At 64.3% G+C, this 18,163-nt stretch carries 13 protein-coding genes and 1 other RNA gene; 2 read left to right on the plus strand and 12 right to left on the minus strand.

Annotated elements, in window-relative coordinates:
• Window positions 1-49 precede the first annotated feature (49 nt).
• The 11 genes from ACZ5XS_RS18000 to ACZ5XS_RS18050 all read right to left on the minus strand — a co-directional run bounded on the left by ACZ5XS_RS18000 (window position 50) and on the right by ACZ5XS_RS18050 (window position 15,225).
• On the minus strand, window positions 50-1,669 hold the full coding sequence (locus ACZ5XS_RS18000; RefSeq protein WP_468652314.1) for an endonuclease NucS domain-containing protein: 1,620 nt from the start codon (window positions 1,667-1,669) through the stop codon (window positions 50-52).
• Between the two features lie 288 nt (window positions 1,670-1,957).
• Window positions 1,958-2,818 (minus strand): HNH endonuclease, encoded by an 861-nt coding sequence (locus ACZ5XS_RS18005; protein WP_468652315.1) that lies wholly within the window; start codon window positions 2,816-2,818, stop codon window positions 1,958-1,960.
• Between the two features lie 20 nt (window positions 2,819-2,838).
• On the minus strand, window positions 2,839-4,365 hold the full coding sequence (locus ACZ5XS_RS18010) for an AAA family ATPase (RefSeq protein WP_468652316.1): 1,527 nt from the start codon (window positions 4,363-4,365) through the stop codon (window positions 2,839-2,841).
• A 198-nt stretch (window positions 4,366-4,563) separates the two neighbouring features.
• Complete coding sequence (locus ACZ5XS_RS18015; RefSeq protein WP_468652317.1) at window positions 4,564-5,286, minus strand: M48 family metallopeptidase; 723 nt, start codon at window positions 5,284-5,286, stop codon at window positions 4,564-4,566.
• On the minus strand, window positions 5,273-8,365 hold the full coding sequence (locus tag ACZ5XS_RS18020) for a type I restriction endonuclease subunit R (protein ID WP_468652319.1): 3,093 nt from the start codon (window positions 8,363-8,365) through the stop codon (window positions 5,273-5,275). The genes ACZ5XS_RS18015 and ACZ5XS_RS18020 overlap by 14 nt, the downstream gene beginning before the upstream one ends.
• Entirely contained in the window at window positions 8,362-9,618 is a 1,257-nt protein-coding gene (locus tag ACZ5XS_RS18025) for a restriction endonuclease subunit S (protein ID WP_468652320.1), read from the minus strand. Before ACZ5XS_RS18025 ends, ACZ5XS_RS18020 begins: the two co-directional genes overlap by 4 nt.
• Window positions 9,615-12,047 carry a type I restriction-modification system subunit M gene (locus ACZ5XS_RS18030; protein ID WP_468652322.1) on the minus strand — a complete coding sequence of 811 codons (2,433 nt, stop codon included), beginning with the start codon at window positions 12,045-12,047 and terminating at the stop codon, window positions 9,615-9,617. The genes ACZ5XS_RS18025 and ACZ5XS_RS18030 overlap by 4 nt, the downstream gene beginning before the upstream one ends.
• Window positions 12,048-12,357: 310 nt before the next feature.
• Window positions 12,358-12,761: RNase P RNA component class A (rnpB, locus tag ACZ5XS_RS18035), an RNA gene on the minus strand.
• Between the two features lie 18 nt (window positions 12,762-12,779).
• Complete coding sequence (locus tag ACZ5XS_RS18040; RefSeq protein ID WP_468652324.1) at window positions 12,780-13,745, minus strand: DMT family transporter; 966 nt, start codon at window positions 13,743-13,745, stop codon at window positions 12,780-12,782.
• A gap of 18 nt (window positions 13,746-13,763) precedes the next feature.
• Window positions 13,764-14,585 carry a helix-turn-helix domain-containing protein gene (locus ACZ5XS_RS18045; protein WP_468652326.1) on the minus strand — a complete coding sequence of 274 codons (822 nt, stop codon included), beginning with the start codon at window positions 14,583-14,585 and terminating at the stop codon, window positions 13,764-13,766.
• Between the two features lie 46 nt (window positions 14,586-14,631).
• Window positions 14,632-15,225, minus strand: a complete 594-nt coding sequence (locus ACZ5XS_RS18050) for a Uma2 family endonuclease (RefSeq protein WP_468652328.1) — start codon at window positions 15,223-15,225, stop codon at window positions 14,632-14,634.
• A 112-nt stretch (window positions 15,226-15,337) separates the two neighbouring features.
• On the opposite strand from ACZ5XS_RS18050, the gene ACZ5XS_RS18055 reads away from it, so the two are divergent.
• Both ACZ5XS_RS18055 and ACZ5XS_RS18060 read left to right on the plus strand, forming a co-directional pair.
• Window positions 15,338-16,105 carry a MerR family transcriptional regulator gene (locus ACZ5XS_RS18055; RefSeq protein ID WP_468652330.1) on the plus strand — a complete coding sequence of 256 codons (768 nt, stop codon included), beginning with the start codon at window positions 15,338-15,340 and terminating at the stop codon, window positions 16,103-16,105.
• On the plus strand, window positions 16,102-16,716 hold the full coding sequence (locus tag ACZ5XS_RS18060) for a hypothetical protein (protein ID WP_468652332.1): 615 nt from the start codon (window positions 16,102-16,104) through the stop codon (window positions 16,714-16,716). Before ACZ5XS_RS18055 ends, ACZ5XS_RS18060 begins: the two co-directional genes overlap by 4 nt.
• On the opposite strand, the gene ACZ5XS_RS18065 is transcribed toward ACZ5XS_RS18060, so the two are convergent.
• Complete coding sequence (locus ACZ5XS_RS18065; protein WP_468652333.1) at window positions 16,658-18,100, minus strand: RNB domain-containing ribonuclease; 1,443 nt, start codon at window positions 18,098-18,100, stop codon at window positions 16,658-16,660. The genes ACZ5XS_RS18060 and ACZ5XS_RS18065 overlap by 59 nt on opposite strands.
• Window positions 18,101-18,163: the final 63 nt, after the last annotated feature.

Below are 18,163 nucleotides of genomic sequence, written 5' to 3' on the forward strand. Positions count from 1 at the left end.
TCACCGAGACCCTCAGTGTCGCGATCGGCTCGGTCGCGACCGTTGTCCGCTAAACGGCATGAACGAAGGAACGGTACTCCCTGGCCACCAATTCCACCTCACGAGGATGCCTGTTGAGGTACTGCGCGACGGAGACGATCTCGCCGTCGGCTGCTATGTCTGCGTACGCCTGTGCGTACGCATAGGGGTGTGCGAGTGAGGAGTAGGCGCGAACACCCCGCTCGTGTCGCGCCCAGATGCGCCGCTCGTCGATCGCAGATGCCTTGCCACGGCTGGGGCCAATCTTCTCCAAGAGCACGTACTGAAGCCCGAGGAGGTCCAGCAGTTCTTGGTCACGCTCCCACACGGTCCCGCCATACATGTTGCTCATCAGGAACAGGGGGTCCCGATGGACGAGCCGTACTGCCTCGGGGAGCGACATACCTCGCCCGTTCCAGCACAAGGCACCACGCACTGAGCTCGGCTGTCCCTGATCGGATACGGCTTCGCCCATGACCATGGGCAGGAACTCCTCCATCCGATCCGGCCACCCGTGGATGATCGCTTGCAGGAGGTTGCAGGGGTTGTAGATGTGTAGCCCGACATCTCCGTCCCCGACCCTCCCACTCGCCTCATCGAGCCAACCATCAACCAGCAACTCCCACTCCTGGTTGCCAGCCAAACTCTGTCGGATCTCCTTCCGGAACCCTTCCCAGCGGCTCGTAACCTGCGGGCTTGCGGAGCCTGTGTAGAGAAGCTGGCTGTCACCTCGATCGCCCCCGGTGAGGAATCGGAACAGGTCCCGCTCTTCGAAGGCCGCCGTGTCATCGAAGGCTCCGGTGCCTCGGAAGTCTCGAATGGCCCAGTGGGGATCGTCAGCGAGATTGTTCAGCAGCCCCGGTAGAGCACCTTCCATGTTCATACCGCGCATCTCGCTGCGGGCAAGGCGGTTGCAGATCGCGGACAGGGCCAGGTACTCAGCAGGGTGCTCGGCGGCAAACGGCTCCGGCCCGTCGTAACCCCTCAGGAGGTCCGCTGATGCGCGTGCCTCGTTGACCCGGCCTACCGCCAGGTACAGGCCGAAGGGTGCAGGAATGCGTTGCTTCTCCGCGACTCGATCGAAGTCCGCCGCAAGCAGGTCCAGCGCCCCAAGATCGTCTGCAACCTTGCTGATGACGCGCCAGCCATGCCGGCGTTGTTCCTCCGTAGTGAAGAAGAAAAGGTTGTGAATGGGGGTGATGCGGGGCTCGAACGCCCGAGGCAGTAGCTGCACCCGCTCGGCTCCGACGGGGTGACCGTCACCATCTAGGAGGAGCCGGTAGCCGCGAAGATCATGACTCCAATCGCGCGCCGCGTGGCTGACGGCTGTCAGTAGTTCCTCCCAGTCGTCCGGCAATGCCACGATCACAGCTCGGATACGGTCAGGTGCGAGATTCCTCTCCCGACAGAGAAGCTCGGTGTACTTGTTCACCTCGTGCAGGGCTTGGCGTGCGCTGGAGCGCGACCGCTTCAGCTCGATGACCACCCACATCTGGTGGCGGTCACGAGCCAAGATGTCGATGCTGCCCTTGGTGCCGTGCGCGTTGGGCAGGGGGTACTCCTTGAATTGCACCGGCCGGAGGCCCGGCTCGATCAACTCCAAGTTCTGTACGAGCGCATCACGCAGCTCGTGTTCAAGAGGCGGTCGCATGGCCGAAGACTAAACCGTAGGACCGACAACGGCCTTACCGCTGTGCATGGTTGGCGACGGCCCTGCACACGTCATCCGCTCTCCCGCTGCGACCTTGGGCCACCCAGAGGACGCCAGGGCACCTCCGGAACCCCAAGCTGGTGCAACTCCCGTAACTCATCTGGCAACAGCCACCCGACGGTCCCAACCATGAACGGCAACCTACCGACCGACCAAATGAGATGACTTCTGAGCTTTCGAGGGTCGACCTCAGGGAAGCTACCGACTCGCCGCAGCCCGACGCCATACTCACTTCCTCATTTCCGGGCCCACTAAGTTAGAGGTGTCTTGCATTGAGGGACCGTGGCAGTAGAGGTCGTCGGTTGCGAGTGTCCGGTAGGTGACGCCTTCGCAGCTGTTGAGGTCGACAGCAAACCGGGTCTCTGCTTGCTCTTGGAGGTAGGCGCGAACCATGCGTGCGCCACCGCGTTTGCGCTGCCTGTCGATGCCGTACGTCATATCTGTGATCGCGCGGTTGGCTTCGATGGCGTAGCGCGCTCCGAGCCGGAAGAGCGTGAAGTGGTTTTTGACCCGGGCGATGAGTGTGGCATCCCAGGAAGCCGGTGGGCTGACGAAGAAGCGCAGTTGCAGGGTGCCGGAATCATGGACCGTTCGTGCGTCCAGCCAGCCCTCGTGGGATATTCGGTCGATGTAAGGGTGCAGGAGCGTGTTCTCGACGCTGTCCGGACGTTTATTGCCCTTTATTAGATTACACCGCTCGCAGACGGGGACTAAGTTGAGCGGATCTACACACAGTGCCGGGAAGAGGCTCTTCGGCATGAAATGGTCGAGCTGGCGGACGGTGCCTTGTCGGCATAACGGGCACCGTTCGTTGGGCGGAGCGGCCATCAGCTCGTCGCGGATCACCCGTCCTTCGACGGTCTGCATGCCATTATCGTACGCCCAATCCACGAAGGCGCCACCAGCAATCTCGGGGACCGTAAAGCCCTTCGTGTCAAGGTCGTGCAGTTTCCTGTCAGCCGCAGCCGCGCGCAGCGCCTGACCAGCTTTCTGTACGGTGTCGGCCGCCTTGAGTAACCGCTCACGCCGCCCTTCCGCCGTGGTGCTGCGGGCGACGCATGCCCGGTAGCTGTCACTCGCCTTACGCATGGGGATCCTGAGGGGCCACATCAAAGGGGCCCATCCGTCTTCTCTGCGAGGAGGATCCGGACCAGTCCTTTTGCCTCTCCGCCGAGCTTCCCATCGAAATGGGCGACAACCTCCTCGTATGAGTCCAGAGTGGCCACCGCTCTGCTGATCTCCGCGTAGAAGCCGGACTCCATCACCTCCAGCCCGAATACCTCGTGGGTCAGCACGCCCACGTTCTCACCGTAAGTCTCAATCAGCGGGCGCTCAACGCGGCTGCTCCTGCCCTGGCGGATCAGCTTGTACACGCAGGACTGCGGCATCGCCTGAAGGACGACAGGCGAGTGTGTAGCGACTACGGCGACACCGTTGCGGGCAGCCAACAGGCTAGACAGCGCCTGCATGAAGGAAGCCAGCAGTGGCGGATGCAGGTGGGCCTCGGGCTCGTCCACCAGGACTAGGGACTGCTCCGCCACGAGGTGCACGAGCTGTGTCATGGTCAGCACCACGATCGCGTGACCTGAGCTCATCCGCCCGAAGGCAGAGGTCAAGTCACGCACGTGTGAGTCCGTAACTTTCATGCCGGCCCGCATGTCGCGGGCGTAGGCCGCGACAGCCGAGTCCGCGAACTGCGGGTCACGGCTCAGCATCATCATGGCGTCGCGCCAGCGCATGAGGTCGCGTGAGTTGATGACGGCGTGGACTCCAGCGTTGAAGGCCGCTTGTAGTCGTTGCTGCTGGGTGTCGGTGGGCAGATCATCGAGCGAGGTGCTTTGCAGGCCGACGTAGGTGTACTTCACCGCTCGGGGATCACTCTCCTCGACAACTTCGACGAAGGGATCGAACGCGCTGAAGGTGACCGAGACTACGTTCACAAACCGCTCACCCTCTGTGGACGTGGGCGTCGGGAGCACATCCACACGGCCGAATTCCGCATGCCTCTCGGGCCAGACGACCGCGGCGGCGAGATTCCTCAGCAAGGTCGTCTTGCCAACCCCGTTGCGGCCGATGAGGACATGGATATTGCTAGATGGCCTGGAGTCAGGATCGACCTTGAAGTCCAGAGTGCTACCAGCGCCATGTCTCGGTGCGGTGTAGCGGAACCGGTACTCGGTCAGCCGGACACCACCGTGTGCGATCCGGTTGAACTGCGCCCTGATGGTCTGCTCGCCGATCGTCCGCAACAGTGATGAACGTGTGACTGGGTACTGCATGGCGGCCTCAAGAAGGTCGAGATTGTAGGCCACGTCAGAGAGCCCTCGGAGGATCTCTTCGCGCTTGTCGTGTCCGAGCTTCTTGATGTTGTCGTAGTAGAGATCGCTCTGCCCGAGCGAGAAAAGTTCACCCGGCGGCGAGCCGTCGTAGACCCCAGCACGGATGGGGCTGGGGCCATCTTCCTGCCCGGCGACGGCGATCTTGACGAAGCCTAGGTTCGTCTGCGTCAGCGAGTCTCGGTACCAAAGCGTATAGCTGGTGCGGAAGCCGAAGTCATCCCAATCATCGGCTACTAGGACCACAGCCTCGGGGCCTGAGCGCACCGGTGTGTCTTGGGGCAGGACAATGAACTTCACCGGGTTGAGCCTCCGGTTCTGCGGCGGACACCCGCACTTCGGTCGAACTGACTTTCAACCCTATCGCCTCGCCCTGCCACGACGATCGCGACGCCTTCGGCTCAAGCTCGTGCACCAATCTGACGAATCACGCCGCCGCCCGCACCGTGATGCTGTTTGCGTAAGTTTGCTCTGCGAAGGGCTCTTCCTTTTGCGTCCTCATGCCCACTTTTCCTCCGCAAGTGGCGCTTCATTCAGCTGATCACGAAGGCTCCGCCAGTTCGGCACGAACCTCTCCATGAGCTTGGCGAAGCGTTCACCATGGTTACGTTCAAGATAGTGCGTCATCTCGTGGACGACGATGTACTCGAGGCAGCCTGGAGGCTTTTTGGCTAGCTCGACGTTGAACCAGATGTGCCCGGTTTCGCGATTGCATGATCCCCACTTGGTCTTCATGCGCTTGATATTCCACCGCGGTACCGACACTTCGAGAACCGCTTCCCACTTGGCAATCAAATCCGGGATCACATGTCGAAGCTGCTCCCGATACCAACGGTCGAGCAACTCCCGCCGCCGTTCAGCTGTTGTGCCGGCCGGGACGTACAGCAGCAGTCGTTCACCGTCTAGCTCGAAGTGAGCCCGACCGGGACGCTCCACGACCTTCATCCTGCGGCGAACGCCCCACACATAGTGGGACTCACCCGTCACCATCTCTCGCGTGGACTGCCGGGCGGCTGATCGAAGTTGCTCGCGCTGCTCTTTGATCCACGGTAGGCGTTGGATTACAGCGAGTCGCACCTGCTCATTGTCGAGCTGGTGCGGCGCTGCTACACGGACGCGTCCCAGTGGTGGATAGACACCGATGTGCAGGTTCTTGATGTCCTTGTAGATGACGTCAACGTCGATGCCGCGGATGGTGAGAGAGGCACTAGCGGTACTCATGGCGCGCCTTGAGCAGTTCCAGTAGCTCATCAAGCCGGTCGAAGTCGGCGGTCAATGCCTGAGCGAGCGCGCGCCTCACCTTCTTCTCCTTCATCGCGTTACCCACCCACGAGTCGGGCTTGGTATGGAGGATGGTGGTGTCCACAACCGCGGCCAGCTCCGGTGACTGACCGAAGAAATCAATCAGAGCGCGGCGAGCACCGTTGTCAGCCCACTCCGGGTACTGGGTGTCTGACTCGCCTTTGCCGAGCTTGGAGGCGTGCTCCAGGAGCTTCGCGAGGTACTCCTTGTAGTCCAGAGCATTTTGCCGCCGTTCCTCGAGTATGGCGTCGAGCAGCTCCGACATCTTGTCGTAGTACTTCGGGTTCATCGGGCGCTCGTCGATGATCACCACGCGCATGTTATTGGTGATCGTTTCCGCCACCGCTTCCGGGTCCTTCTTGATACCCGCGGGAAGCTTGTCGAGCGCGCCAGCTCCCGTCTCGACGATCAACTGGATCAGCCCGGCTTCCTGGAAGTCAGAGACCACCTCGGAGGGGCTGGCGCTGATGTACGTGTCCAGCAGGTGCCGCATGCCGGCCTCGTACTGCTTGAAATCGACATTCTCGCCAGCGCCGAGCTTCACCTCTTCACGCACGTTGGCGTAGTGGGCGATCTCTTCCTTGATCGCTGTGGCTTCGGCGTCGCTGTATTCAGCAGCCTGCATTTCGTTGGCGAGGTTGGCGTACGCTCGGGTCACGGCCGCCACAGACTTGTAGAGCTCAACCCGCTTGGGTTCGTTGGCCTTGAGTTGCTCGGTGTTGCCCTGTTCCCGGGCGCAGAAGTACCGCTGGTACTGGAGGGTGTTCTTTGGTGGTTCGACCGGCTCACAGAGCGCCCGGATCTTCTCCAGGGCCTCATCAAGGTCGTCACGGGCCTTGTCGATCCGGTCTGACAGCAGCCCTTCGATGTCCTTCGACTCGTAGCCTTCGAGAGCACCGCCGGTGTAGTCCGTGATCGCGGACTCAAGGGAGTTGAACAGGTCGCGGTAGTCGACGATGTAGCCGTAGTCCTTGTCCTCGCCGTCGAGGCGGTTGACCCGGCAGATCGCCTGGAACAGACCGTGGTCCTGCATCTTCTTGTCGATGTACAGGTACGTCGCGCTCGGGGCGTCGAAGCCGGTCAGGAGCTTGTCGACGACGATGAGCAGCCGCATCTGGCCCGGGTCATTGATGAAACGTTCCTTGACGTCCCTCTCGAACTGCTCGACCTTGCTCATCGCTTTGTCGGCAGGCTCGTTGAAGTGGTCCGCGAGCATCTGCCCGTAGATCTCGTACTGGCGCAGCCGCTCGGTCGCGCCGTGGCCTGAGTCTTCCTTGGCAATGTCACTCGCCTGCGGTGTGTACGACGTGATGATGGCGCACTTGCCCCTGAACCCGGCCTGAGTGAACAGCTCGTAGAACTTACACGCCTGGTAGATGCTCTGACTGACGAGAATGGCGCTGCCGCGGCCATCCGACAGACGCGGCTTGATCTCCATGTCGAAGAGGATGTCGTTGACTATCTGCCGGGCACGCGGCTCCGAGCTGACGACCTTTTGAATGGTGCCCCAGCGCTTCTTGAGCTCGGCGCGGGAGAGGTCCGTCATGCCGCGAGTCTTGGCCTCAAACCACTGGTCGACCTTCGCCGGCGAGGTCAGGTCCTGGTCGATGTTGCGAGCCTCATACCGCAGGTCGAGCACTACGCCGTCTGCAACACCCTCGTTGAACTTGTAGGTGTGAATGAAGCTGCCGAACCGCTGGACAGTGGTGTCCTTGTCCTCTTTGAGGAGAGGTGTGCCAGTGAAGCCGATGAACATGGCACCAGGCATGAGCGCCTTCATGGCGTCGTGCATCTTGCCCGACTGTGTACGGTGAGCTTCGTCTACGAAGACGAAGATGTTGCCCTTGGCGTGGAAGTCCTTGGGGACAGTCGCTTTGAGTTCACGAATGAACTCGTTCTCAGCTTCATCGCGGGCGGCCTCGTCTTCCGAGCCACGGAACTTGTGAACCAGCGAGCAGACCAGCCACTCCTCACTTGCATTCAATGTGGCGAGGAGGTCAGAGCCGCTCTTGGGCCGGTAGATGGCCTCCTTGACTCCCCGGAAGACCTTCTGAATCTGATCATCCAGTTCGGTCCGGTCAGTGATCAGCAAGACCCGTGGGTTTGTCCCAACCTGAGACTCGCGGATCCACTTAGCCAACCACACCATTGTCAGCGACTTGCCGGAGCCCTGGGTATGCCAGATGATGCCGCCCTCGCGCTTGGCGATCCGCTCCTGAGCCGCCTTGACGCCGAAGTACTGGTTGTGCCGACACGTCTTCTTCTGTCCCGCGTCAAAGACCATGAAGTCGTGAACCAGCTCAAGCAGACGCTCCTTCGAGCAGAGCTGGGTCAAGGAACGATCGAGGGGATCGGCGATGTCGGACGGTTCACGCCATGTGAGCCAGTACTTCTCCGGCGTGTCGATAGCGCTGTAACGCAGCCCCTCCACGTCGTTGCCGGCCATGACGAGTTGCACCGTCGTGAAGAATGACCGAATAAACTCGGGACGCTGGTTCCCGATGCTCTGCCGGATACCTTCAGAGACGGCAACCTTCGAGCGCTTGAGCTCGATCGTCCCGAAGGCGATGCCGTTGACGTACAGCACGATGTCTGGGCGCTTCCTGTGCTGCCCCAGCACCGTCACTTCCTCGGCCAGAGCGAAGTGGTTGGCTTCGGGGCGCTCCCAGTCGATAAGCCAGACCGTCTGCGTCTGCTCGCCGACACCGGGCTTAACTTTCACGCCGTACCGGAGCAGGCCGTAGACGTCTCGGTTCGCCTCGTACAGATCACGACCGCCACCGAGCGAGGCGTCGCTCTTCAGGTTGTCGATCGCCCTGTTGATGAGTTCGTCGCTGTAGTTCCGAGCGCGGAGGTTTTGCGTGAGCAGTTCCACATCTACGTTGGAATTTGCTGCACGGTATCCCCAGTGGCCGAGGTACTCGTAGCCCAACGAGTCTCGGAACAGCTCGACGACGCGGTCTTGAGTCTTGCGCTCGGGTTGCGCAACGTTACTCATGCTGCACCCTCTTTGACAGGCAGGCGAGTACGGCCGGTCAGGAGCTGCTGCATCATGCCCAGTTTGATGTCGACAGCTTTCTTGAGTCGTTCCTCGAGAGTGGAGAGCTCAGACTCATTATCTTCGAGGACTGAGCCGATGGCGCGCTGCTCATCCAACGATGGAACTTGTACAACAATCCGGCTCAAAGATCTGCCGTTAGTCAAAGCGCGAGTTGTATATGTAGCGGTTGACGTAACTTGCCTCCGAACTCTGTCGGTTTGGAATAGATAGGCAAGAAATCGAGGGTCACAATCCGTTGTGCGTGGACGCCCACGCAGGATAAAACCGCTGAAGGCGGCATCTTGCACATCTTCGACCAGAACGGCCGCGGTGCCGACTTCCTCCACAGTTTCTGAAGTTCTCGTAAAGAAAATGTCCCCCTTCTTAGCGGAAAAGCGCCTACGCTCATCCCGGCTGAGGGTCACTCGCCCTAGTAGATCGGTGGCAGTGATCAATGGACCGTTCATAACGTCCATGAAGTTCACAATTGGTGTTCCTGAACCAAAAAACTCGCTTCCCTTGTTGAGGCCATTCTTGAATTCCAGGAAGCTTCCGACGGAGTCCTCTTCCCACGGTGCAGTAAATCCGGGGAGCCTGGACCTACCGGTGAGGAGTTGCTGCATGAACCCTTGCTTGATTTCCTGCCTTTTAGCGATGAGGCGTTCGAGCCCCAGAATCATCGCGTCGCAATCATCAAGTTTCCCGGCGATCCGGTCCTGCTCTTCTCTCGGCGGCAGAAGGATCTCTACCGCGCCCAACTTGACCGGCGACGTGTGCTTGACCTTGGTGCCAGCGGCGGTTTCAGTAACCGACTTTCGAAACTCGAAAGAGTTGGATACGTAGTACAGGTACTTGAGTGAAACCTCATCGGCCTTGGCCCGAATGCGGCCGATTCGCTGGTTGTGAAGCCAACTGCCGGTATCCGGAACAAACGCAGTACTGCCGAGCAGCCCTTCGGCCTGCTCAGTCATCGCGACGATCAGATCTCCGGCGTTGAGCCGGTAGGCTTCCGGAATGCTGCCGCTGTAGTACCGCTGCCTTTTCTCAGTGCGGCGAAACCCACCCGATTCCAGAAAGTTTCCGGGTGTGGTGACCGCGTCCCTTCCGAATTCAGAGAAGTACTCGCCCTTAAAGGCGAACCCGTGCGAAATGCTGATCAGGTCGGACACCGGCACCGAATGCCAGTCCTGTGGTGGAGCTGCGGACGTCATCGCACCCCCATGTCAGCGAGGTGCCCCGTCACGAGGCTTTCCAGCTTCGCGAGATCGGTCACCAGGTCTTCGACCGTTGCGGCGTATCGTTCGCCGAGTTCCTGGATCCGGCCAACCAGGGTCAGCGTCAGCGAGTCGACCACGTGAGCGACTCGGTCGGCGATCGTGGCGTGCCACTTGTCATCGAGCGCAAGCAGCTTGATCTCAGGCTCGGTGAGGGCGCCATACTTCTCAAGAGTCGCGAGGTCGAGGGTGGCCTGGGCTTCCTTTGCGGATTTTTTGGCGACGGCCTCGTCGTTGTACAGCTTGATCAGATATTGGAGAGCGTTGATCTCCTCCGCGTCAGCTCCCTCGTGCCGAGCCACCTTGAGGCGCGTCGAAGCGAGAGCTTTAGAGATCTTGCCATCGTCCATCGCCTCGGCAAGCAGGCCGTCCTCTGCGGCGTGCTCCTCCATGTACTCCTCGACAGCACGGCTTGCCTCTTCAGCTGCCGCGTGCAGTGCGTCGACCTTGGACTGCTCGTCCGCGAAGTACCGAGCGACGACAAGCGTCGGCGGGATGAGGTCCATCTTGTACTTGGTGGCGCTTCGCCCCGAGCCAATGACAAGGTCCGGGGTCTCGGAGAGCTTGCGCTCCTTGTCCTCGATGGTCTTGCGTGGCTTCGCCGCCTCACACCACCCGTCGTTCATGACGAGGAAGACGTCGTCGTGCATGACGCCGTGCCAATAAGTCATGAGCTGCTCGTAGACGTCGTACTCGTCGAGCAGAGGGGTGTTCTTGAACCGGGCCAGCAGATCGTCACTGATACCAGCGATCAGATTCTTGGGGACAGTGTCCGGGTTGAGGGCTTGCAAAACCGGCCGGTGCGCGGCGAACCAGTCGTCAACCTGGCCGCGGATGTCCATAGCGAACTTCTGGAACTCGTCGGAGTCCAGGATGGCCTGTTGTACCTCAGCCACGCCGACAGCCAGGTCTCTGTAGCCGGGGCGGTTCGGCTTGAAGAGCGCGGCACGAAGGCTCGGGAATGCCTCCCAGTACCCGTTGAGTGCGTCCAGGTCGTGGTCCGGGATCCCGCCGTGAAGGTGGGCGTGAAGGTCCTGGATGTCTTCCGGCTCGGAGGAGTCGATGTACCGCGGGATGTTGAGGTTGTAGTCGTTCTTCGGGTCGGCGATCTCGTGGAGCGGCACCATACGCGAGTAGCGCTCGATCTCGGTCTGCTTGTTGAAGACGTCGACGATCTTGTGGATGTCCTGGCTGCGGAGGCGGTTCTTGTTGCCATCCTTCACGAAACCCTTGGAGGCATCGATCATAAAGACGCCAGTTCGTGCCTGGGCGTTCTCCTTGTCGAGGATGATGATGCAAGCTGGGATGCCGGTGCCGTAGAAGAGGTTCGTGGGAAGGCCGATGATGCCCTTAACGTAGCCACGGCGCAGCAGCTCCTTGCGGATGTTCGCTTCGGCATGGCCACGGAACAGCACACCGTGCGGCAAGATGACTGCGGCCTTGCCGTTGCTCTTGAGGGACTTGAGGATGTGCAAGAGGAAGGCGTAGTCGCCGTTCTTCTCCGGCGGCCGGCCGAACTCGAAGCGACTGTATTCGTTCTCCAGGCCGTTGCTCCACGACTTGATCGAGAATGGCGGATTGGCAACGGCGAAGTCGAAGGTCTGTAGCCGTGCACCATGGGTGAACTGTGGGCTGGTAATCGTGTCACCCTTGCGGATGTCACGGTCCTCGTAGCCGTGCAGGATCATGTTCATCTGGGCCAGCGCCCAGGTGGCGTTGTCCTTCTCCTGGCCGTAGATAGTGAGGCCACGTGGGGCCTCATCAGCGACCTTGAGGAGCAACGAGCCGGACCCGCACGTAGGGTCGTAGACTGTGTGGTCCTGCGGGGTGCCCGCTCCGATGCCGACGACCTTGGCGAGTACTCGCGAGACCTCGGCCGGGGTGTAGAACTGCCCCTTCGACTTGCCCGATTCCGTTGCGAAGTGCTGCATCAGGTACTCGTAGGCGTCGCCGAGCAGGTCGTCGCCCTCAGCGCGACTACCTCGGAAGTCGAGATCAGCGAAGATCGCCACCAGCTTGGAGAGGCGATCCTGCATCTCCTTGTCCTTGCCGAGTTTTTCCTCATCGTTGAAGTCGGCAAGGTCGATGACCTTCTCAAGCCCGTTGGCCTCGGCGAGCTTGCCGATGATCTTGTTGATCTTGTCGCCGATCTCCTTGTCGCCCTTGAGGGCAACCATGTCGTCGAAGGACCCGCCGGCGGGTACGTCGATCAAGGAGTTCGGATCGGACTTGGCCTTGTCTGTCACGTACTTCACGAACAACAGCGTCAGGATGTAGTCCTTGTACTGGCTGGCATCCATGCCACCACGCAGCTCGTCGCAGCTGCGCCAGAGCGAGCTGTACAGGTCCGACTTCTTGAGAGCCACTACCACGCCACCCCCTTGATTGCGTCGAGACCAGAGCCAGACCGCGGTTCCACGGCAGGGTTTACGTGTGGCCTGTCCATCCTTCGGCGCCCATCCTTCGCATGCCAATACGCGATCGCAGCATCACTAGTGGTGATACTCCAACTGAGGGCCCCAACGATAGCGCCGGGAGCTGACGCATGATCCCGCTATCATCCGGCGCTCAAGGGCCAACCCGGTGTCCTACACGATGAGAGAGACGAGGCGCTTTGACGGACACCAGTGGTGTGGTGGTCAGGCTAGGAAACACCCAGGTCAGAGCAATAAAAGGCAGACGAGTCGGGCTGTACGCCGGGTTCTGTCACCCAACCGCCTCGCGGCGGCCGGGGAGACGGCCATCCATCTAGGGCCGGCGTTGCCGCCGGCCTCGTGCGGTCTACCCGCGGACTCGGGCGGGCAGCCCTCGAACGTCCGCGCAGAGTGCGTTTTACCGCGCTCCTTTTGACCTTGCTCCGGGTGGGGTTTACCTAGCTGCCCAGGTCGCCCTGGGCACTGGTGGTCTCTTACACCACCGTTTCACCCTTACCCAGCGCCGAGGCGCTGGGCGGTTTGTTTTCTGTGGCACTGTCCCGCGGGTCACCCCGGGTGGCCGTTAGCCATCACCCTGCCCTGTGGAGCCCGGACGTTCCTCGGGAATCCCCCTGAGGGTCTTCACGCGGCCGTCCGCCCGGCTCGTCTGCCGTGTCGACCATGTTACCGGGCGCGGGCCTCGCCTCTGTCCGGCCGGGGGTCCGGCCCGCGGCGGAGTCGCTGTGCTAGGCCGCCGCGCTCCTCGGGGTGCACCGGAGGTACGGCGGCCCCCGGGCCAGCCGCCGTCGCCAGTACCGACCCCGCCAGGATCAGCGTGAACGCCGCCACGATGCCCGCCGTCAGCCGCTCGTCCAGGAAGATCGCGCCCGCTGCCACCGCCACCGCCGGGTTGACGTACGTGAACACCGTCGCCCTCGTCGGACCGACCTCCTTGATCAGCTCCAGGAAGGCCACGAAGGCGACCGCCGTGCAGATGACGCCCAGTGCCGCCAGTGCGGCCAGGACGGAGGTAGAGGGCATCGCCGACGGCCGGGTCAGGGCCGCCGCGGGGGCGTAGACCAGGGCCGCGAGGGCCAGGCAGGGGGCGATGAGCTGGAGGGTGGGGACGTTCTTCAGGTGGCGGGCCGCGATCAGGGGGGCCGCTGCGTAGCCGACCACCGTCACCAGGACCTCTGCGAGGGAGCGGGCGTCGCCGCCGGTGAGGTGCGGGACCGTGAGGACTCCTACGCCGGCCAGGCCCAGGCCGAGTCCGATGACGCGCCTCATCCCCAGCCTCTCCGTGTCGCCGAAGAAGCGGGCCAGGGCCACTCCTACGATCGGGACGCCGGCGATGAGCAGGCCTGCCGTGGAGCTGGACAGGTGGCGTTCGGCGTCGGTCAGGGTCCACCAGGGGCCGATGATCTCGATGCACGCGAAGGCCAGCATCGGGCGCCAGTGGGTCCGTACGGTCGCGGGCAGGCCGCCCTGGCGTAGGGCGAAGGGCAGGAGCAGGGCCGCGCCCAGCGCGCAGCGCGCGAACACCACCATGGACGGGGACAGGGGGGCGTCCACCGCCACCTTGATCAGCAGGTAGGGGATGCCCCAGACCACTCCCATCAGGGAGAACAGAAACCAGCCGCGTGCAGTCATGCGGCCATGTTCGCCAGGTCAGCGGCGGCCGTCTTGAACGCTGTTGCGGTACGCCGCCGGGGTGACCCCGAGGACCCGCCGGAACCAGCGGGTCAGGTGCGCCTGGTCGGCGAAGCCCACCAGTCCCGCGACCTCGGCCGGCTTCAGTCCGGACTCCAGTAGCCCGCGGGCCCGGTGCACCCGGTGCTGCGCCAGCCAGGCGTACGGGGGTATCCCCATCGTCGTACGGAAGGCTCGGAGGAGTTGGTAGCGGGACAGGCCCAGGACGGCGGCGAGTTCGGCGAGGGACGGGGGCTCCAGGAGCTCGTCGGCCAGGCGGTCGCGTACCGCGTGGGCGATGTGGGCGGCGCCGGGGACCGTGTCGCTCGCCGCGCGGGCCGTGGAGTGGCGGCGGGCCAGCGCCGTGAGGAGCCAGGGAAGGCGGGACTCGGTCTCCAGTGGGTCGGGGCAGGCGCTGAGTTCCGTGTGGGCGCGGCGGAGGGCGGTCGCCAGTTCGGGGTCGTCGAGGAGGGGCTCGGGGAAGTGCGGGAGGCCGTCGCCGAGCGTGCCTTCGGTGAGGAGGGAGGGGTCGGGGTACAGGGCGCGGTAGGCGTAGCCGTCAGAGGCGGCGGGGCGGCCTGTGTGCATTTCTCCGGGGGCCAGTACGACGATGGCGCCCGGGCCGGGGCGGAGGTGGTCGCCCCGGTAGTCGATGACCTCGGAGCCGTCGACGCAGATGCCGATGCTGAACTGCTCGTGCGTGTGCGCGGCGTAGGTGTGGCGGTCGAAGCGGGCGGTGAGCAGGTCGAGCGGGGGGCCGCAGCTGCCTAGGCGTGCCCTGGTCCACCGTGCCTGCTCCATGCGCCGCCCCCTGGTCGTCGTCCTTGTGGGTGGAACGCCGGAGGGCTCAAAGAAAGTCCGACGTGTCCAGGTCGAAGGCGAAGGGGTCCGGGAGGGTGAGGGGCTTGCCGAAGGCGGCGGCGCGGATCTCCCGGTAGTCGCCCGACGCCGGGTCGCTGAACAGTGTGGTCCACGAGGCCTCGCGGTCGACCAGCAGGTAGAGGGGGATGCCGCCGCGGGCGTAGCAGCGGCGTTTGGTCTCGCGGTCGGTCTGCGGCTTCCGGGCGGTCTGGGGTCTCGGGGACGTCACCTCCAGCACCATGGCGACTCCTTCCCCAGGCATCCAGGCTTCGGCTCCTCGATACAGCTCCAGTTCCTTCGGGGCGAACGTACCGTCCGGGATCACGTGGTCCTTCGGGAAGCCGTCCTCGCTCGGCAGCAGCAGACCCTTGTTCGCCGAGAACTCGATCTCGGCCGGGGACCGCCGATACACCTGGCGCGCGGTCCGGCTGATGCAGTGCTCGTGGTGCCCGTCCGGCACCGGGGTCACGACGAGCTCCCCCTCGATGAGTTCCGCTCGAAGGCCCTCGGGGGTGTCCAGGTCGACGAACCAGTCCAACAGGAGCTTCCGTGTGATCGGATCCAGTGCCATGGCTTCCATGCAATGGCGGTTCAGTCGCTCACCGGAACGGAACCGCGGAAGATCACCTGTACGAGAAGGCGCCGGCCCCCGGCCTTGACCCTGCCGCAGCGTCAGCGTTTGTACTGGTCCCATGCGGATCGGAGAACTTGCCGTCGCGGTCGGGGTCACGACCCGGGCCGTTCGGCACTACCACCATCTCGGCCTGTTGCCTGAGCCCCGGCGGCTCGGCAACGGCTATCGGGACTACACGCTGCGGCATGCCGTCGTGCTCGCCCGGATCCGGCGGCTCACCGAGCTCGGGCTGGGGCTCGCGGAGGTGCGGGACGTGCTTGCCGAGGATGCCGGGAAGGATCTCGTCGAGGTTCTCACCGAGCTCGACGAGGATCTGGCCCGGCAGGAGGCGGCGATCCGGGAGCAGCGTGCCCGGCTGCGCGGGCTCATCAAGCAGGGGTCGTTGCCTGCCGAGGGGCCGGTCTCGCCGGAGCTCGCGGCGCTGCTCAGCGAGGTGGGGGACGTCTCCGACTCACCCATGGCGGCCAAGGACCGCGAGATCCTCGCTCTCATCGACACCTCGGCGACACCGGAGGCCCGGGAGCAGCTGATCGGGCTGTTGGGCAGCACCTTCACCACCCCTGGTGGGGTGGAGCGGGCCCTTGCCGCCTACGCCTTGCTCGACGCGCTCGCCGACGCCGACCCGGACGACCCGCGCGTGGACGAGGCCGCCCGTGCCCTCGTCGCGTGCTTGCCCGCCGAGCTGCTGCCGGAGGCCGCCGCCATCGATCACGACGACAGTTTCCTCCGCGCCTTCTACGCGGACTTCGCGCCCGCGCAGGCCGAGGCGATCCGCCGGACCTTGCGGATCCTGACCGAGGGCAGGAACGAGGGCAGGGACCGATGAGGACCGTGCGCGTGCTCGTTCGGCACGAGCTGGGGATGCTCGTGAGTCTTGTGCTGTGGGCGGGCCGGAGGACCCACGGCACCGGCGACGGCGGGCGGGTCTTCGGGTACGCGCGCGGGCAGGGCGCGATGATGTTCGGCTTCGGGTTCGTGTGTGTGGTCGAGACGCTGACGATGTCCGTGCTGCTGCGCGACTATCCGGTCGTGCATCGGGTGTGGCTCGCCCTGGACCTGTACACCCTTGTCTTCGTCGTCGGGCTGCACGCGGCGAACGTGGTGCGGCCGCATGTGCTCGACGCCGGTTCGCTGCGGATCCGCCGGGGCGTGCACGTGGATCTGCGCGTTCCCCTGGAGACGATCGCTGACGTACGCCGTGAGCTGCGGGCCGGTCATCAGCGTGCCGACGGTGAACTCGACCTCGCCGTGGGCGCGCAGACCTCCGTCACGCTCGTACTCGCCGAGCCTGTAGCGCACTTGACCTTCATCGGCCGTCGCCGGGACATTCGTCTCGTGCGTTTCCATGCCGAGGACGCCGACAATCTCGTACGTGCGATCAAGCAGGCGCGAACAGCACTTTCGACGGGGCGTCCAGTGCCGGATCGGCCCGCGTGAGGCGTACCCGCAGCCGTTCCCCCAGGGGAAGAGGGTCGCCCTCGATGCGGGCGATGATCGCCGGGGACTCCAACTGCACCGTTCCGACGGTCGGTTGCCGTTCCTCCACGTCCACCACCCACCCGTCGAACACCTCCCCCACCCGGCCCTTGAGCAGTGCGGCCTCGACGATGTCGACGCACCCGCGCTCGGCGGCCCCGACGCGCCGGGTGCCGTCGGCCATCTCCTTGCGCAGTACGTCGAGCGAGGCGAGCACCCAGTCGGGCGGGGCGTCGCCGGCGACGGCCGCCAGGCAGATCTCCGACGCGTAGCGGTCGACGAGGCGGCGGAGCGGGGCCGTGCAGTGGGCGTAGGGGGCGGCGACGGCGGCGTGCGTGGTGATGTCCGGCAGCGCGCCGTCCCGGAAGGGGGTGTAGCCGGCGCCGCGCAGCAGGGTCGTGCACTCCTGGAGGAAGGCCGCGTGGTGCGGGCGGTGCGGGTCCAGGGAGCGGACCAGGTGGGCGTACGAGACGTGGTGCGGCCAGTCGATGTGCAGGGCGTGGGCGGTGCGGCGGAGGCGGCCGACCGCGCCGTCCGGGGCGGCGGGGAGGGTGCGAAGTATGCCCGTGCCGTTCGCGGTCATCAGGTCCGCCGCCGCCATCCCGGTGAGCAGGGAGATCTGGGCGTTCCAGCCGTCTGCGGGGAGCGGGGCGCGGTACGTCAGCTCGTACGTGTGGTCCTGGTCGACGATCTCCTGCTCGGGGACGTTGAGTGAGATGCCGCCGCGTTCGGCCTCCAGCGCCTCGCGCCGCTCGCCGATCTCCTTGAGCAGCGCCAGCGGCTCCTCGGCGGTGCCGGAGTCGATCCGCTTCTGTACGGCCGCGTAGTCGAGCTTGGCCCGGCTGCGGACGAGGGCCCGGCGGACGTCGACGGCGAGCGTACGGCCGTCCGCGTCGAGGTCGATCGTCCACAGCGCGGCCGGGCGGGCCTGGTCGGGGAGGAGGCTGGCGGCGCCCTCGCTGAGCACGGGCGGGTGCAGGGGGACCCGCTCGTCGGGGAAGTAGAGCGTGGTCACCCGGCGGTGGGCCTCCGTGTCCACGGCCCCGCCGGGCACGACGAAGGCGGCGACGTCGGCGATGGCGTACCGGACGCGGTAGCCGGTGCCGTGCCGGGACAGGTGCATCGCCTGGTCGAGGTCGGTGGAGGCGGGCGGGTCGATGGTGAACAGGGGGAGGTCGGTGGCGTCGTACGCGGGGACGGCGGGCGCCTTCGCCGACCGCTCGGCCTCGGCCAGCACCTCGGGCGGGAAGCTCTCGGGCACGCCGAGTTCCGTACGCAGTGCGGCGAGGGCGGCCCGGAGGGGGGCTTCGGGGGCGCCGGACACGCGGATGTGGCGGCGGGGCATACAGCGAGCGTAGGGCCTGTCCGGCGGATCAGCTCGGGGGAAAGCCGCGATGCCTGATCAGCG

This window comes from Streptomyces sp. NPDC033131 (genome assembly GCF_055578365.1).